This is a genomic window from Dickeya aquatica, assembly GCF_900095885.1.
Taxonomy (GTDB): Bacteria; Pseudomonadota; Gammaproteobacteria; order Enterobacterales; family Enterobacteriaceae; genus Dickeya; species Dickeya aquatica.
The window spans coordinates 2,193,868-2,209,340 of sequence record NZ_LT615367.1 but is presented as its reverse complement, the minus strand read 5'-3'; the positions used below and the strand labels follow the sequence as shown (position 1 = coordinate 2,209,340).

Annotated in this window: 9 protein-coding genes; 4 read left to right on the top strand and 5 right to left on the bottom strand. The window is 52.7% G+C overall.

The window, feature by feature from the left end; all coding sequences use genetic code 11:
• Positions 1-8 precede the first annotated feature (8 nt).
• From DAQ1742_RS09895 to DAQ1742_RS09880, 4 genes are all read right to left on the bottom strand, one after another.
• Entirely contained in the window at positions 9-1,736 is a 1,728-nt protein-coding gene (locus tag DAQ1742_RS09895) for a type I secretion system permease/ATPase (protein ID WP_035341889.1), read from the bottom strand.
• Between the two features lie 14 nt (positions 1,737-1,750).
• Entirely contained in the window at positions 1,751-2,113 is a 363-nt protein-coding gene (locus tag DAQ1742_RS09890) for a protease inhibitor Inh/omp19 family protein (protein WP_232046627.1), read from the bottom strand.
• Between the two features lie 124 nt (positions 2,114-2,237).
• Entirely contained in the window at positions 2,238-3,689 is a 1,452-nt protein-coding gene (locus DAQ1742_RS09885) for a serralysin family metalloprotease (protein WP_035341884.1), read from the bottom strand.
• Positions 3,690-4,211: 522 nt separating this feature from the next.
• Positions 4,212-5,069 (bottom strand): SDR family oxidoreductase, encoded by an 858-nt coding sequence (locus DAQ1742_RS09880; protein WP_035341881.1) that lies wholly within the window; start codon positions 5,067-5,069, stop codon positions 4,212-4,214.
• Between the two features lie 464 nt (positions 5,070-5,533).
• Between DAQ1742_RS09880 and DAQ1742_RS09875 the strand changes: the two genes are divergently transcribed.
• The 4 genes from DAQ1742_RS09875 (at position 5,534) to DAQ1742_RS09860 (ending at position 14,523) form a co-directional block, all read left to right on the top strand.
• Positions 5,534-6,889 (top strand): SrfA family protein, encoded by a 1,356-nt coding sequence (locus DAQ1742_RS09875; RefSeq protein ID WP_035341878.1) that lies wholly within the window; start codon positions 5,534-5,536, stop codon positions 6,887-6,889.
• A gap of 2 nt (positions 6,890-6,891) precedes the next feature.
• Positions 6,892-9,897, top strand: coding sequence for a virulence factor SrfB (locus DAQ1742_RS09870; RefSeq protein WP_035341875.1), 3,006 nt, complete (start codon positions 6,892-6,894; stop codon positions 9,895-9,897).
• Complete coding sequence (locus DAQ1742_RS09865; protein ID WP_067486944.1) at positions 9,894-12,410, top strand: putative virulence factor; 2,517 nt, start codon at positions 9,894-9,896, stop codon at positions 12,408-12,410. The genes DAQ1742_RS09870 and DAQ1742_RS09865 overlap by 4 nt, the downstream gene beginning before the upstream one ends.
• 556 nt (positions 12,411-12,966) lie before the next feature.
• On the top strand, positions 12,967-14,523 hold the full coding sequence (locus DAQ1742_RS09860) for a ferritin-like domain-containing protein (RefSeq protein WP_035341873.1): 1,557 nt from the start codon (positions 12,967-12,969) through the stop codon (positions 14,521-14,523).
• Positions 14,524-14,576: 53 nt separating this feature from the next.
• Here the strand turns inward: DAQ1742_RS09860 and DAQ1742_RS09855 are convergent, their stop codons facing one another.
• The gene (locus DAQ1742_RS09855; protein ID WP_035341870.1) at positions 14,577-15,458 is read right to left on the bottom strand and encodes a LysR family transcriptional regulator; all 882 of its coding nucleotides are present in this window, start codon (positions 15,456-15,458) and stop codon (positions 14,577-14,579) included.
• Positions 15,459-15,473 lie beyond the last annotated feature (15 nt).

The following is a 15,473-nucleotide window of genomic DNA, read 5'->3' as shown; positions in this document are numbered from 1 at the left end:
ACGCCTCATCATTGTGGCATTACAGCCGACGGTTTCATCTGAGCCTGATTCGCTGCGGTGCGCGGTTGTAATTCGGCCAGAACATCCCGCGCCAGCCCCATACGTTGCTGATTTCCTTGATTGAGGATCAGGATCTTCTGTGCCAGCGTCGTCAGAGCCGGTCGATGCGTGATAAGTACAATGGTGGCTCCGCGCTTTTGCATCGCAACCAGCGCCCGCGTTAATGCCTGATCACCCTCGCTGTCAAGGCTGGCATTCGGTTCATCGAGCACCATCAGGCAAGGGTCGCCATACATCGCACGGGCCAGCCCAATGCGCTGACGCTGACCGCCAGACAAACCACTGCCCCCCTCACCCAGTTCAGTGTCATAGCCATTTGGCAATGACAGAATAAGCTCGTGTACCCCTGCAAGCCGGGCAGCAGTGACCACTTTCTCTGGGTCCGTCTGACCAAAGCGAGAAATGTTTTCCGCCAGCGTTCCCTTAAACAGTTGCACATCTTGTGGCAAATAACCGATGGCCGGGCCAAATACGCTCTTATCTACCTGATTCAGGTCGGCACCGTCTAATCGCACCTTACCTTGTGACGGAGACTGAGCGGCGACCAGCAAACGCGCCAGCGACGATTTTCCTGAACCGGATGCCCCCAGGATAACCAGCGTTTCACCGGCCTGTAGCGTAAAGTGGATATTCTGTAAACGGGTATGGCCTTGAGGGGTGCGCAACGACACTTGCTCGACGCTGAGCTGGCCTGCTGGCGGGGGTAATGTCATGGATGCCGACTGAGGTGGATAAGCAATCAGTAATTTAGTCAGACGTTGCCAGGCCGTTTTGGCACTGCTCCACTGTTTCCAGACGGCAATCAATTGATCAATCGGGCTTAATACCCTGCCGACAAGAATCGACCCTGCAATCATCATCCCCGGCGTAACCTTGCCTTCAATAGCCAGCAACGCTCCCAGCCCCAGCACAAGCGATTGCAGTGCAATACGGCTATATTTCGATGCACCGCCAACTGCGGCGGCTCGTTCGCTCGCCAAATTCTGCAATGAGATAAACCGGTAATGGCTTGCCAGCCAGCGACGCCGCAAATTACCTAACATCCCCATCGCTTCAATCACATCGGCATTACGTAGCTGCGCATCTGCCAGATGTGTCGCCTGCTGTGACTGTTGGTTGGCTTGCGCCAGAGGTTCGGATGTCAATCGCTGATTGAGCCAGGTCAATGCGACCAGAACGACGGTTCCGCCCAATGCCAGCATACCAAGCCAGGGATGGAGCAAGAACAGCACCAGCAGGAAGAACGGAAACCAAGGGACATCAAAGAAAGCGAACAGCGCATTGCCGGTAATAAATTGCCGCAATACGGTCAGATCGGTCAGCGCCAACCCGGCGCGGCTGTCCCCCGCATCCAGATTGCGCGCAAAAGCGGCATTAAAAACATCCTGATTCAGTGCCAGATCGATACGGGTTCCCAGCCTGACCACCAACAGGCTACGCACCCACTCCAGCCCGCCCATAAATGCGCACAACCCTACCATCAAGACGGTCAGCATCAGTAATGTCATCCCATTACCTGATGCCAATACGCGGTCATAGACTTGCAACATGTATATCGAGGGTGCCAGCATTAGCAGGTTAATAATGGCGCTGAACACACCGACACTCCAAAAGCTGCGGCGAAACTGCCGCAGTACACCAAAAAGAGAGCGCTCTCGCTCAGAGGACGTATTCACGGCAGTTTACTCCCTCAGATTTTCTTCTTGAGCGTACGAAGGCTGCCATCGGCCAGCCGATACTCATAACTCGCCTGCTGACGGCTAAAAAAGGCGACGGCCGAACCGTCTTGCTGCGTCAAGGTCAACCCATCCGGCGTTGGACGCCACCCTTGCGGTACGCCAGGTAACAGATGGCGGACACACTCGGCATCAGCCGTCAGTTGCCAGGTTGTGCCGTCAAGCACCGCTGTTTTCAGTTGCAGCTCGCACTGCTTTTCACCGCTACTCAACACCCACAGGCCGCTCAACTCTGCGGCCTGTGGTAATCTCAGGCTGCTTGCCATACATCCTCCACCCAGCACACTAAATAGTGCGATAAGAATAAAATTTCTCATGATATTTTCATCATACCGATGTCAATAAGAGCACTTAAACCAAATAAAAATAACAGCAGGCATTTTTCATATAAACAATGCCTGCTGTTACTGGCCAAAAGAATTTAGGCTTCGCAAATAACGTTTAAACGATAAAATCCGATGTTTGTAATGGACTGCCAACTACCTCAATCATAAAATCAGCATTTTCATGCCCATTTAAATGCAGCCACACATTGGTTTGATGCGCTTGCTCATTCCAGCTCAACAGCACTTCATTTTGATTGCCGGAAAACTGGTTAACAAAGCTAAGGGGATGATTTTTATTAAATGCCGACAAATCAATTCTATCCTCGCCTCGCTGAAAATCAGTAATAATATCAGGAGATGAATATAACGAATCATTATCAAATGCATAAACAAAAATATCTTTCCCTTTCCCACCCGTCAAGATATCAGCGCCACCATCACCAAAAATCACATCGTTACCTGCACCACCGTCAATACGATTATTGGATACGTTACCGACAATAACATCATTACCAGAACCACCGATAGCGTTTTCAATCACGGCTCCGGCAGCAATCGAGACATTGCCTTTTAAACCACCAACATCAGAAAATGTGGTACTAATCAGACTAATTCTCTGATTATCACTGTAGCCTGAAAAATCAAACGTATCATTACCACCCGCATCCCATACGGAAAATACTAGCGGCGTTTTAGCATCGGTTGCAGTATAAAAATCGCGCCCGCTATTGGAGTGAAAACCATATACCGTATCGCCGGTGCGTGTACTCAGATTGGCACCATACAATTTTTGAATAGCAGCAATATCATCCAGCAAAGGGGCGGCGGCATGGTAGCCGTGGAAATCACCGCCGGTATTACCCTCATTCCAATAACTCATAATACTGAATTGGCGCGTATCCTCTGCATAGGTAACATCTTTATAGCCGGGGTTACCATCTGAGGCATCATAATTGCCGGGGTGAAATAATCCGAGGGTGTGACCGATTTCGTGCGCTAATGTATTTCGACCAAATTCATTAATATCAGGGCGTTGATTATCTGCCTGGTTGTAATTAAACCAGGCTGAACCTGCCCATTTTTCATTACCAGGATAAAAACCAAATGCCTGGCTATTATTATCCACTGCGCCAGTACCGGTGCGCGTGTAATTACCAAACTGGATAGTTGCATGCTGAGAGTCAGAGACTTCCTGAAACGTGACATTCGCAACATCCGCCCAGGTCTGTAATGCAAGTTTTGCATACTGCATCTGTGCATCATTAAATTTAACAAACCCTGTAAACCTAGCGACGCCATTTTCTTCTTTTGGCATATCCGCATCAGAGACATTCTGAAGGAATGAGTACGTTAATGCAGCAGGTTTGCCAAAAACCTTATCGCCGTTCCAGGTAAAATTACCACGGGTTATTTGATCGCGCGCTTGCTCAAGCGTATAAGACGGCTTATCGCCGATGTCACCGTTACCACGAGTATGGTAATTCCATAACTGATAAACATCCGCAATGCCAGTATAGCTATCTGCCGTTCCTGACGGGGAGACAACCTTTCTTGCTGATAAAGCCATATTATTTCCTCCATGAATACATTCCTCTACATCAGATGATTATCACAAAGCGTCATCATCTATTGATGTAATAAATTGACCAGACACATGGAAGGTACTTTCCATGCGAGATATACCCTGTGAATAAAATAAGCGCTGCTACTGATTCACTCATTTTGAAAGCAGAGTCTCTGGCAACACTGACAGGTTAGTAAAATAGAAATAAAATGACAAGATTCCGTCAGGAAAATTGATTTTTCATTACAACAACGCGCTTTATTACAAAAAAAGGCCAGAGAATACACGGTACTAACGCATACAAACAGAATAAAAAATGGCGCACCCGGGAAACCCAGGTGCGCCATTTTATGCGCCGAGAGACACTGACAAGAAAAATCCCATCAGGCAGCGTTGGTAGCAGGTACTCGGGTAACCCTGCTGCGCTTCATCCCCCCGGTGAACAACGGCTGTCAAACAATAACAACATTAAAATGTCATGCAGCCCGGCCACGGTGTTAGCGAATAATTCGCTGTAATCAATAATTACAGTGATGAAAGCGTGTCACGAATAACGTCAGCATAAGGTGTTGCCGAGCGCCCTAACAGGTTGACCAGGTCATCGCCACGCGCGAATAACCCGCCTTTCTGTGCACCCGCATCAGAATCTGCCAGCATCTCAGCCAGCCCGGCAGGTAATCCTGCGTTCTTTAAGGCCGCAGCAAACTCATCCTCAGACAGGTTTACGTATTGCACGGCCTTACCGCTCTGCTGTGCGATTTGCGCAGTAAATTCGGCCAGCGTATAGCTGTCGTCCCCGGCCAGTTCGTAAATTTTTCCGTCCTGACCGTGTAATTGCAGCACGGTGGCGGCCGCGAGGGCATAATCCTGACGCGCTGCCGAGGCAATACGGCCCTCGCCAGCCGCACCAATAAATGCACCATGTGCTAACGCCGGTGCGATACTGGCAGCGTAATTTTCGGTATACCAGCCATTACGTAAAATCACATGGGGAATGGCGGAGGCCTTCAATGCCGCTTCCGTGGCACGGTGTTCGCCCGCAAGCCCCAGTGGCGAGGTATCCGCATGCAACAGGCTGGTATAGGCAATCAGGCCAACCGCGGCCTGCTTTGCCGCAGCAATAACGGCGTTATGCTGCGCTTCCCGACGACCGACTTCACTTGATGAGATCAGCAGCAGTTTGTCTACCCCGTTCAGGGCGCTGACCAACGATTGCGGCTGATCATAGTCAAAGTAGCGCACATGTATGCCACGCGCGGCCAAATCACCGGCTTTTGCCGGATCACGAACCAGCGCGATAATCTGTTCTGCAGGAACAGATTGCACCAGCGAATCAATCACCAAACGCCCCAACTGCCCGGTTGCCCCTGTAATCGCAAACATCTCTGACTCCTGTTAACTTCAGTAAAAAAAGAGGCGAAAAAACATCTATCGCACCGTATTTGTGAAAAATAGCGTACACCTCACTGACTTCCTGGCTCATCGATGGTGAAGTGAGGTTCAGGTTTGCCAGCATAAGACCAAAGCTAACTTTTAGTAAGTACTAACAAAAATGTTAGTATGAAAATAGTTATCAATCCTTCAGAAAAAAGAAAACCGCATTTCTGGCATCGCGTTCAGTCCGCCATGACTGAACGGACGGTGCAGCCGCATGGACTCAAGCGGTTTTTTAATGTTTCAGTCCATCGCATAGTTATGCGATATTGCTCACCGGGTAAGCTGATGAGGCAAATATTTGTCATATTTGTCACTTCTTTATGTATTTGATTGGTGATCATCAGAATTATAATTGCAGAATAGAACAGCATTTTCTGCTTTGACGGTTTATCACAAAGGGTCTTTTTGGCGTGGCAAAATTATTTTTACGCAGTGGAAATTTAGACGATTTTCTTGCGTTGGGAGAAAACGGCCAGCCCGTTTATGCCTCGGCGCTGCAATTACGGGAAACACTGCGCCTTCGCCAACAGCAGCACATTGCTGACTGTCTGGCTATTCCCCAACCCAATGACGAGGGCGACCGCATTGACTGGTATGCCCCCTTTACCGGCAAGATAACATCCTGGATGGCCGCCAGTGACGAACAGCGCACGGCTGCACTGACGCTACTGGAACAATACCTTGCCACAGTGGATGCTATCAGTGAGCGCGCTCGCCAGTCAGATAAACCGGCGCAAAAACTGTTCGGCGTCTTGCTCTCAAAGGCGTTCCAGTTTCCCGGTTCTAATCATGTCTATTTAGTGGATGATAAACCGGTTGTCACATTCTGGGGGTTCGTCAGCCTGGGGAAAAAATCCCGCAGTGATGTGCTGGAATGCCTGCGCCCCGCTGAACCAGCCATCATCCCTGAGCCGGTTGCCGAACCGCTGCCGGTGGTGACAACGCAGGACATCGAACCGGAACCGGAACCGGAACCGCCTGTACCACCGGCACCTCCTGTGGTCCCCGTAGTCAATGATGCCCCCGCCGCCCCCGTTGGCACCCCACCCGTGAGCGCCAGCCGCTGGACACGCTTTTGGTGGGTTGCACCAGGTGCCGCCTTGTTGGTCACGCTGGTATTTCAGATTCGCAGTTGTGTCTCCAAACCTGACACCATGCCTTCTGCGGCCGTTACGGCGATCAAACCGGAAAAACGCGTCCTTGGGCCCTCGGAGCCTTCAACGTCCGACGCGCTGCCACAGCCGAATTTGCCATTAAATGTTGCGACGTTGTTGCCTGGCGCAGCGTCTGCCGTTGAACCGGTACCGGCAACGCAGGAAAATCACGCTGCACCTGCAACGTTAGCGCCGACTCCGCCCGCCGCACTCATCCCGGCACCAAAAGGTGCGCTGGTTATGCCAGCCGACGCGGTGAAAATTGGCTCGGTACGCTTCCTTGATGGTAACTGGCAAGCGACCTTGCAGGCGAAAAACCCGCTGACCGGCACGCCGCCGGTGTTCCACTATCAGATTAAAGGCGGTAAAGGCCATGTGCGCTTTACCTATAGCGAAGGCGTTGTTTGCCAGGCCGAAGTCGAAGCGGGTCTGCATCAGTCAGGTAATTTGGCTATCAACAGCCGCTACCGTGCGCGTTGCAGCGATGGTTCCCGCTACCCGATGCCGGAAATCATCTGTACCCGACAGGAAGCGAGCGAAGCCGCTGAATGTAATGGCCGTTACGACGCCGAGACGGTGTTACCGATGACGATTAAGCGTGAGAGCAAATAACCATGCTGGCAACCCTGACTGACTATAAACAACACATTACGCTTATCCAAAATAGCGGTATTCAGTTTCTTGATTTTGCGCTAAAGCTGCCGCCGTCCCGGGCGAGTTTTGCCAACCGGTTCGTGCGTAAAAGTGCCAATGGGCCGCTGTTACGGCTGACCTTTAATGAAAATAACGGCAAATACGCCCTTCCCAATGCCACACAAGTGCTGCCGGAAGCGGTGAACCCAGAATCCAGTTACACACTGGAACAGTCTTTACGGCTGTTGAATAAAGTGTGGTTACCCGTACCGTTCTTTCGCTTTAATCCGCCAAGGACGTTTATGGGCGGGCCGAATAACTGGGCGCGGGTGCAACTGCTTGAACTTGAGCAACCGGACGACGACGGCCACACTCACCGGCTTTGCCTGGCTTTTGACACCCGGGTGTATGCCGAAAATCAGGACGTAGATTTACTGGCCCCCTGTGAAACCGATATTCATAGCGGCCGGTTGTTCACCCTCGCGCACCACAATGAGGAGCTCGAAGAGTTTCTCGACCAAACCTGGGTCGATGGCTGGCTGCGCGAGATATTTTCACAACAGGCGTTGTTGGTAGAAAACCGCAAGCCCCGGGATATTCGCCAGAATCTGCGTGAGTTTGAGTATCAGGCGCACTACCTGAATCTGCTGGATATCATGGTGACATTGCTGGATATCCCCGAAATTCGCCTGACCAGTAGCACCTTGCAGGAGCCAGCCATCAACGTGGATTTGATCCTTGATGTCGGCAACTCACATACCGCCGGTATCCTGGTTGAAGATCATGCGGATGAAAGCAACGGGCTTAAACAAACCTACGAGTTGCAAATCCGTGACCTCAGTCAACCACACTATCTGTATAACGAGCTATTTGACAGCCGGGTGGAGTTTGCCCAGGCGCATTTCGGCAAGCAGAGTTTCTCATTCGAAAGTGGTCGTGACGATGCTTTTATCTGGCCGTCAATCATTCGCGTCGGGCGTGAGGCCAGCCGCCTGGCGCTCCAGCGTCAGGGCACCGATGGCTCCAGCGGCATTTCCAGCCCACGCCGTTATCTGTGGGACGAAGAGCCTTACGGGCCGGGCTGGCGTTTTAGCCAGACGATGAATAGCCGCCAGCCAGAACCCCTGGCGACGGCAATGCCACTGACCATGTTAGTCAATGATGAAGGTCAGCCGTTGTTCAGCCTCCCCCTTGATGAGAGGCTACCAGTCTTTGACCCGCACTATAGCCGCAGCTCTGTGATGACATTTATGCTCGCGGAGTTGCTGGCGCAAGCGCTGATGCAAATGAACAGCGCCGCACAACGATTGAAGATGATCCACACCCACGCACCGCGCCAGTTGCGTAACATTATTCTGACGCTGCCCTCGGCCATGCCAAAACCTGAACGTGAAATTTTCCGTCGCCGCATGATTGAAGCCATCGGGCTGGTGTGGAAAGCGATGGGCTGGCATCCGATGGACGACGATTTTCTCACCATTGATGGCAAGCGTAAGAGCTGCGTGCCGGTTCCTGATGTGCAAATGGAATGGGATGAAGCCACCTGTGGCCAGATGGTGTATCTCTATAACGAAGCACAGGTGAATTTCGGTGGCCGGGCAGAAGCGTTTTTTGCCAGCATGGCCCGCCCGGATAAAGAACTGGCTGATGACGAACAACCGGGCAAGACACTGCGTATCGCCTCCATTGATATCGGCGGTGGCACCACTGACCTTGCCATCACACAATACTGGCTGGATGACGGCGTGGGCAGCAATGTCAAAATTATTCCGCGGCTGCTGTTCCGCGAAGGGTTCAAGGTCGCGGGCGATGATATTTTGCTGGATGTTATTCAGCTGTATATTTTGCCTGCCTTGCAGGCGGCGCTGAAAAAAGCAGGTGTCACCAGCCCGGATGGTGTGATGACCCGGCTGTTTGGCAGCGAAGGACGGATGGATGGGCAACTGACGTTGCGCCAGCAGGTCACATTACAAATTTTTATCCCGATGGGTCAGGCGGTGCTGGAAGCCTATGAACAGTTCGACCCGCTGGATCTGAATGCAGAGATAGACACCCTGTTTGGCGAGCTTTTGGAGCAAGAGCCCACCCGCAAAGTGCTGGAGTATGTCAACAGCGAAATTCAGCGCGAGCTGCCGGATGAAGAAACGCCGTTTGATATTCTGCAAGTGCCGCTCATTCTGCGCCTGAGCAAACTGCACAGCGAATTTCTCGCCAATCGCATGAGCATCACCCAACACCTGCGCCTGATGTCTGAGGTGGTTTCGTTGTATGCCTGTGACATTCTGTTGCTCACCGGTCGCCCTTCGCGTTTCCCTGGCATTCAGGCGCTCTTTCGCCACCTGCAACCGCTGCCGATTAACCGCATGATGTCACTCGATGGCTACCACACCAGTGACTGGTATCCGTTTAATAAGCGCGGGCGTATCGAAAACCCAAAATCCACCGCAGCCGTCGGGGCAATGCTGTGCCTGCTGGCACTGGATTTACGCTTGCCAGGATTCTATTTCAAAGCCGGGGATTTTGAGCCTTACTCCACGGTGCGCTATCTGGGTATGCTGGATAATGGCAACACCTTGACCACTGATAATGTCTACTACAACGACATCGATCTTGATGATGCCGATTTTACCCTCGATACCCAGCCGGGGTTTGAAGTCCGCGGCTCGCTGTGTCTCGGCTTTCGCCAGTTGGATAACGAACGCTGGCCTGCATCACCGCTTTATTCACTCTCGATTGTTGACCCGGAACTGGCGCGTAAGGTCGCGGGGGATAGCGTACTACGGGTTCGCCTAAAAGTGGTGCCCGGTGAGGAGTGTATCAGCGCAGGTAACGTGACACCTGAGCGATTTGAAATAGCCGAAGCCGTACTGGGCTCAGGGCTCACCCTGTCACCCAATCAGTTGCGGTTAAAACTCAATACCTTGTCCAGCACGGTATCTGGCATCGCCCATTACTGGATCGATAGCGGGAGCGTCTTTAAGAAATGAAACCATTAACGCCCAAACAGTTATCGAGCCGTCTCAATCGTCAGGTGCAATCGGTTTCTCAGGGGATCGATCAGGCGATTGGCTGGGTGGAAGAAACCCGGCGCACTGTGCCGCGGCTGGAGATGGAAGCCGAGCGGCTGATTGTGAAGCTGCGCCGCTGCCGCAACAAGGCTCGGGGCTTGTCAGAATCCGCCCTGAAAGAGATTGCCATCGGCATGTTCGGGCTGGCGCAGAGTGGCAAGAGCTATTTGCTGACCTCACTGGCCGCGGGAGAAAATGGCCGAGTCGAAACCTCCGTCGGCGGGGTCACGCTCGACTACCAAAAAAATATCAACCCGGACAATCAACCGGCGGCGTTTGTTACCCGCTTTACCCGCCAGACTGAAGGCAAAAACACGCCTAATCCGATACACCTGCTGTTGTTAAACGAAGCGGATATCGCCCGTATTCTGGCTTATGCCTTTATTCTTGAAGGCAGCGCCAGCGCGCAGGCGACGGCCACGCTTCCTGAGCTTGATGAGCAACATATTACCGATCATCTCAAAACACTCTCGTTGCATCGCCAGCAAGAGCCGGTACCCGGTTTAAACGGTGACGATGTTGTGGCGCTGTGGGACTACCTGGTACGCCACGATGCGAGACGACAAAAACCGCTGGAGCGTAAGTTCTGGCCACTGGCCGTTGAACTGGCCCCTCATCTTAGCCTGGACGACCGCGCCAATCTGTTTTCCATCTTATGGGGGGAACAAGCAGACTATACGGCGCTCTATCGCCACTTTGCCCATACGCTGGCACACCTCAGTGGCGCGCACAAAGTGCTGGCACCGATAAGCCTGCTGGTTGACGATGCGCTGTTACCCGACAGTGGCCTGTTCAACACCCATTTGTTTGAACGGCTTAATAGCCCCTCAGACCTGAGTACCCAGGTTCGTCCAATGGTCAATGGCCGGGCAGCCAAAGGGGTGGAACTGTCGATGGCAGAAATGATTATGCTGGTAGCAGAAATCCAGATACCACTGTTATCACCGCCGAAAGAGACACTGTTTGAACAGGTGGACGTGCTGGATTTCCCGGGGTTCAGTCTCTATGAAGACGCGCCGCTTTTCCCTGATGAAGATAGCCCAGACCGGCCACTGCGCATCAAGCCGCATCCGCTCTCTCGCGCACTGCTGCGCGCCAAACGCGCCTATCTGCTGGAGCGTTACACGGATAATCAGGAGATGAGCCTGCTGATGGTCTGCACGGCCGCCGCCAGTAAAGCGGATGTGCGCCATGTAGGCCGGGCGCTGGAACACTGGGTGCGCCATACCCAGGGCGAGAACCCGCACGTTCGCAGCCGCCGCAAGCCGGGGCTTATCTGGGCTGTCACCCGTCATGACCGCCGCTTCACCCACGGACAGAATCATGATGAAGCGGTACAGCGCTATGTCGGCACACCGGGTGATGCCTGGGGTACGATGCTGGCGATGGACAAACGGGGGATCAACCGCATGGCGGCCTGGCTGGAGGCGGAGGTTCGCCGGGACGTGAAGCTCGGCCGCGTCGGTGAGCAACTCAATGAACTACAGCGCGAGCTGTCTGATAACCTGCTGGGCAGTTGGTATCAACCTGCCGGGGCAGATGATCCTGCCCGTAAGCAGCGTATCGCCGAATCGATGCTAAAAGCATTGCAAACCCGAACCGGCGTACACGGCGAACTGCTGGAGCGCCTGCTGCCCTCGCGCGATGAGTTGCGCCATTTGTATCTGCAACAACAGGTTCAGTCACCTCGCGCTTTTACGCCCTATCAAGACACCCAGGATAGCGTGGTTCCACTGGCCAGCTATGAGCCCTTTGGCGTCGGACTGGATATCGACCTGTTTAGTCATGACAGTGAACCGCAGGAAGCGCCGTCGTCGCCTCTTCCTGAGCCAGATGACGCTGAGGTGGCAGAAAACCACAGCTATGAATCGGAATTTGCGCGTCACGTTTATCACTACTGGGTTAATCACTTGCGTAACCTGCCGGATAACGTCGCGGTTATCGAGTTACTGGGCATCAATCGACCGACCATCGAAATGCTGGCCGAAGAGTTAATTACCGCCAGCATCCGCCTGCGCATTGAAGATGATTTGCAGACTATGCTGGTCGATTCCGGGCAACTTGGGCTTAACCGGGAAAGCAAGGCTGACCGTCAAGTCTCACGCGTCCTTAATGTGCTGGGCGATTTTGTCGCCTGGCTGGGCTTCCAGCAAATGGCAGAAAGCCTGCGGCCAGACAGCCGCGTCAATAAAGGCCAGAAAATTTTTGTCAAACCGGAAAAACAGGTCGCAAATTTCGGCTCGACGCGGCGGCTGACAAAACTGTCGGCGACGCCGGTGAATAATACCGCCTACTATATCTACGACTGGCTGATTGGTCTTAACGAGCTTATCATCCAAAACGCCGGTTATGCCGCCGGACGTGATATCAAGCCTAAACAGCGTGAGAAACTGGGCACGATACTGGCACTTATCAAACCCGCGGAACATTGACTGAGAGTGAGGGCAGAGTCCAAACGCTGCCCTCACTAAACGTCAACTTTACACAATGCATTCCTCATGCTGTATTCAACGCTCAATCAACGGATAAACCAGGAATCTTGCAAAAAAGCGCTTCTCACGTCATAGTTTCTCACTGGGTTAGCACTGCCGTACCCGGTTTTTATTGCCTGTTTTTTCCTTAATATTCGCCCGGTTTAAAACAACATTGTCTACGCTAAATAAGGTACGCAGGCTAACCTACCTTTCTTCACCCCCTGACCGGCAAGATAACCGCCTTCTCAGGGAGGATTCATAAGTCTCACTATCGGGTCGGCACGGAAAAACAAGGCGACGTCAGCACGTCTGGCAAGCACGATCAGCCACCGTTTTCTTCACCTGACAAATGCAAACAGTTGTTGTCAAACTGAACAGAATGTGTGCCAGTACACGTTAAACACGAAAAAAACGCTACAAAAGATGATGATATTCAAGATTCATGCTAGGAATAATGTATAAGACTGATTACAGGCTTCGTCGCTGCTGAAACTGACTAAGACGGAATAACACCATGAACTTAAACCAACAAAATATACAGCAAGACCTGGAAAAAACGTTCAGGGAACAAGGTTATGTCAAACTCACCAGCCATAAAGATCTGGCGCATGAACTGGATGACATTCGTGACTTATTGCAAAAGGCAATGGTGCTGGAACATGCGGTTATTCCCCCTTACCTGACCATGCTCTACACCATTAACGATGATATTGACCCGCGCGTTCCCGAGGTGATTCACTCTGTGGTGGTAGAGGAAATGCTGCACTTTGTGCTGGCAGGCAATTTGCTTAATGCCGTTGGCGGCACACCGGAAATAAGCAGCCCAAATTTTCTGCCAGACTACCCGGCGGCGTTACCTTTCGGTATTGAAGACCTGGAAATTCAGTTACACCCTTTCTCTCAGCACGCCATTCATCAGGCCATGCAGATAGAACACCCCAAGTATGTTCGCCCGGAAGTGGTCGCCAGTCATGTCTGTAGTGACATGTCGATTGGCGAATACTATATCTACATTGAATCACGCCTGCGGGCAGCCGTAGAGTCCTTTGGCGAGAAAGCCGTATTCTGTGGCGACCCGACCCGGCAAATAGTCACTGAGCAATTCTGCCACGGCTCCTATGGTGAGCTGCACCCGATAACCGATCTGGACACCGCAGTGAAAGCGCTGCGCCAGATTTGCGACCAGGGCGAAGGTTCACCGCATAACATCTGGCAAGGCGATGAAAATGACGTTCCACACTACTACCGTTTCAATGAAATTTATTGCGAGCGGATGTACACCCACGGCGATACCATCGCCAGCGGGCCAACCGGCGACCCGCTGAATATCGAGTGGGACAAAGCGGTACGCACTCACAGTGCCGCCAAAATCACCGATTACCCTGAAGGGGAGCTACGCAAAGCCATTACCCGCTTTAACCGCCGTTATTGCGAGGTGCTGGAAAACCTGGAACTGGCGCTCAGTGGTCGCCCGCTGAAACTGACGCCGGCCATCATGGCGATGGGCTCGCTACGTGAAGATTTCCGCGCCATTGTCGATCACCCTTTCCCCGGTGACAGTGCTTACCATGCGGCCCCCACCTTTGAATACACCCCGCCGCCGCCGCCACGCTTCCAGGCCAAAAGCCAGGCCGTTACATTCTCCAATAATCAAACGACGCTGGAGAAGCTGGGTCAGGCTTACGCCGCAGGCGACCTGCAAATGGCGCTGGCTTGCCTGAGCGAACAGCTGGTCTGGGACATGACCGGCCCGGTCGATGTGCCTTATACCGGGGTGTTCTACGGTCACGAAGGGTTCACCCGGTTCTGGTCACTGATGAGCCAGACGGTAGAGTTCAGTAGTGAAGTGGTGGAGAAAGTGTTCTTCAGTGATAATCAGGCAATGGCTTACGGCAGCCAGCAAGGGATCACCCGCTCTACCCGCGTGCCTTACAGTTATGACTGGGCTATCCGGTATGAATTTACCGAAGATCACCGCATCCGCCTGATGCGCAACTACTTTAACCCGATGAAGATTCAGGCAGCACTGGCAGCAACACCGCCGAAACCACGCTCATTCATCAATAAATAAATCAAGATATCCTGTATTCACCCAACACAGCACCGCCGAATGGCGGTGCTGTGTTAGGCAAGGGAGGCGTGTGTCAGCAGGTTAACCAGCATTGCCACAATGGCGTCACCGGTCTGATTTTCTTCGTCCACCACCAGATAAAGTGGCGTAAAACGCCGCCCGCCTTGTGCCAGTGACAGTGGTTTTAGTTCACCGCTATCAAGCCAGGAGAGGATGCGAGGCTCCGGTAACCAGCCGTACCCCACCCCATGCATGACCGCCTCAATCGCCGCTTCGACGGTGGTAAACGTCCAGTTCTCGGCGCTGGCAGGCTTTCGCTGGCTATCGTTTTGCTGTTGCCGGTCAAGAATTTCAATCAACGGATAATTTTTTAAATCCTGATACGACAAGGGCGAGGCTAACTGGTGCAGCGGATGATCTGCCCGCGCAACGGCAACAAACGCCATTTCCATCAATAGCCGCCCCTGATTTAACCCATCCCACGGGTGAGAAAGCAGCCAGATATCTGCCTGTCTGTCCAGCCGTTGCGCCTGACTTTCACTGCGCAACACTTCGGTCAGATGGACTTGTGTGTGGGGATAATGATGCTGAAATTCGCGCAACGCGGCAAAAAGAACCGATTTAGGAAACACGCTGTCAACAATCAAATCAATTCTGGCCCGGCCACCGCGTTTTAACACCGCCGCGCGTACTTCCAGTGCCTGAAAAGCCTTCAGCAACGGTGCGGCCTGCGTCAGTAATTGTTGACCGGGCGCAGTCAGCGTGGTCTTACGCCCCGCAGGCTCCAGCAGAGCGACGCCCAGCCGCTCTTGCATCAGCGAGAGCTGATAACTCACCGAGGATTGACTGCGGTTAAATGCCTCGGCAGCGGCGGCAAACCCACCCAACTCAACCACCGCTTGCAGCAGCATCCATTGTTCCAGCGTGGTTTTCATATCACCGTCTCCATA

What these genes read in the sequence shown, in the direction of transcription:
- DAQ1742_RS09890 (WP_232046627.1), bottom strand. Translation starts at nt 2,113, where the DNA reads ATGAGAAATTTTATTCTTATCGCACTATTTAGTGTGCTGGGTGGAGGA.
- DAQ1742_RS09885 (WP_035341884.1), bottom strand. Translation starts at nt 3,689, where the DNA reads ATGGCTTTATCAGCAAGAAAGGTTGTCTCCCCGTCAGGAACGGCAGAT.
- DAQ1742_RS09880 (WP_035341881.1), bottom strand. Translation starts at nt 5,069, where the DNA reads ATGTTTGCGATTACAGGGGCAACCGGGCAGTTGGGGCGTTTGGTGATT.
- DAQ1742_RS09870 (WP_035341875.1), top strand. Translation starts at nt 6,892, where the DNA reads ATGCTGGCAACCCTGACTGACTATAAACAACACATTACGCTTATCCAA.
- DAQ1742_RS09865 (WP_067486944.1), top strand. Translation starts at nt 9,894, where the DNA reads ATGAAACCATTAACGCCCAAACAGTTATCGAGCCGTCTCAATCGTCAG.
- DAQ1742_RS09860 (WP_035341873.1), top strand. Translation starts at nt 12,967, where the DNA reads ATGAACTTAAACCAACAAAATATACAGCAAGACCTGGAAAAAACGTTC.
- DAQ1742_RS09855 (WP_035341870.1), bottom strand. Translation starts at nt 15,458, where the DNA reads ATGAAAACCACGCTGGAACAATGGATGCTGCTGCAAGCGGTGGTTGAG.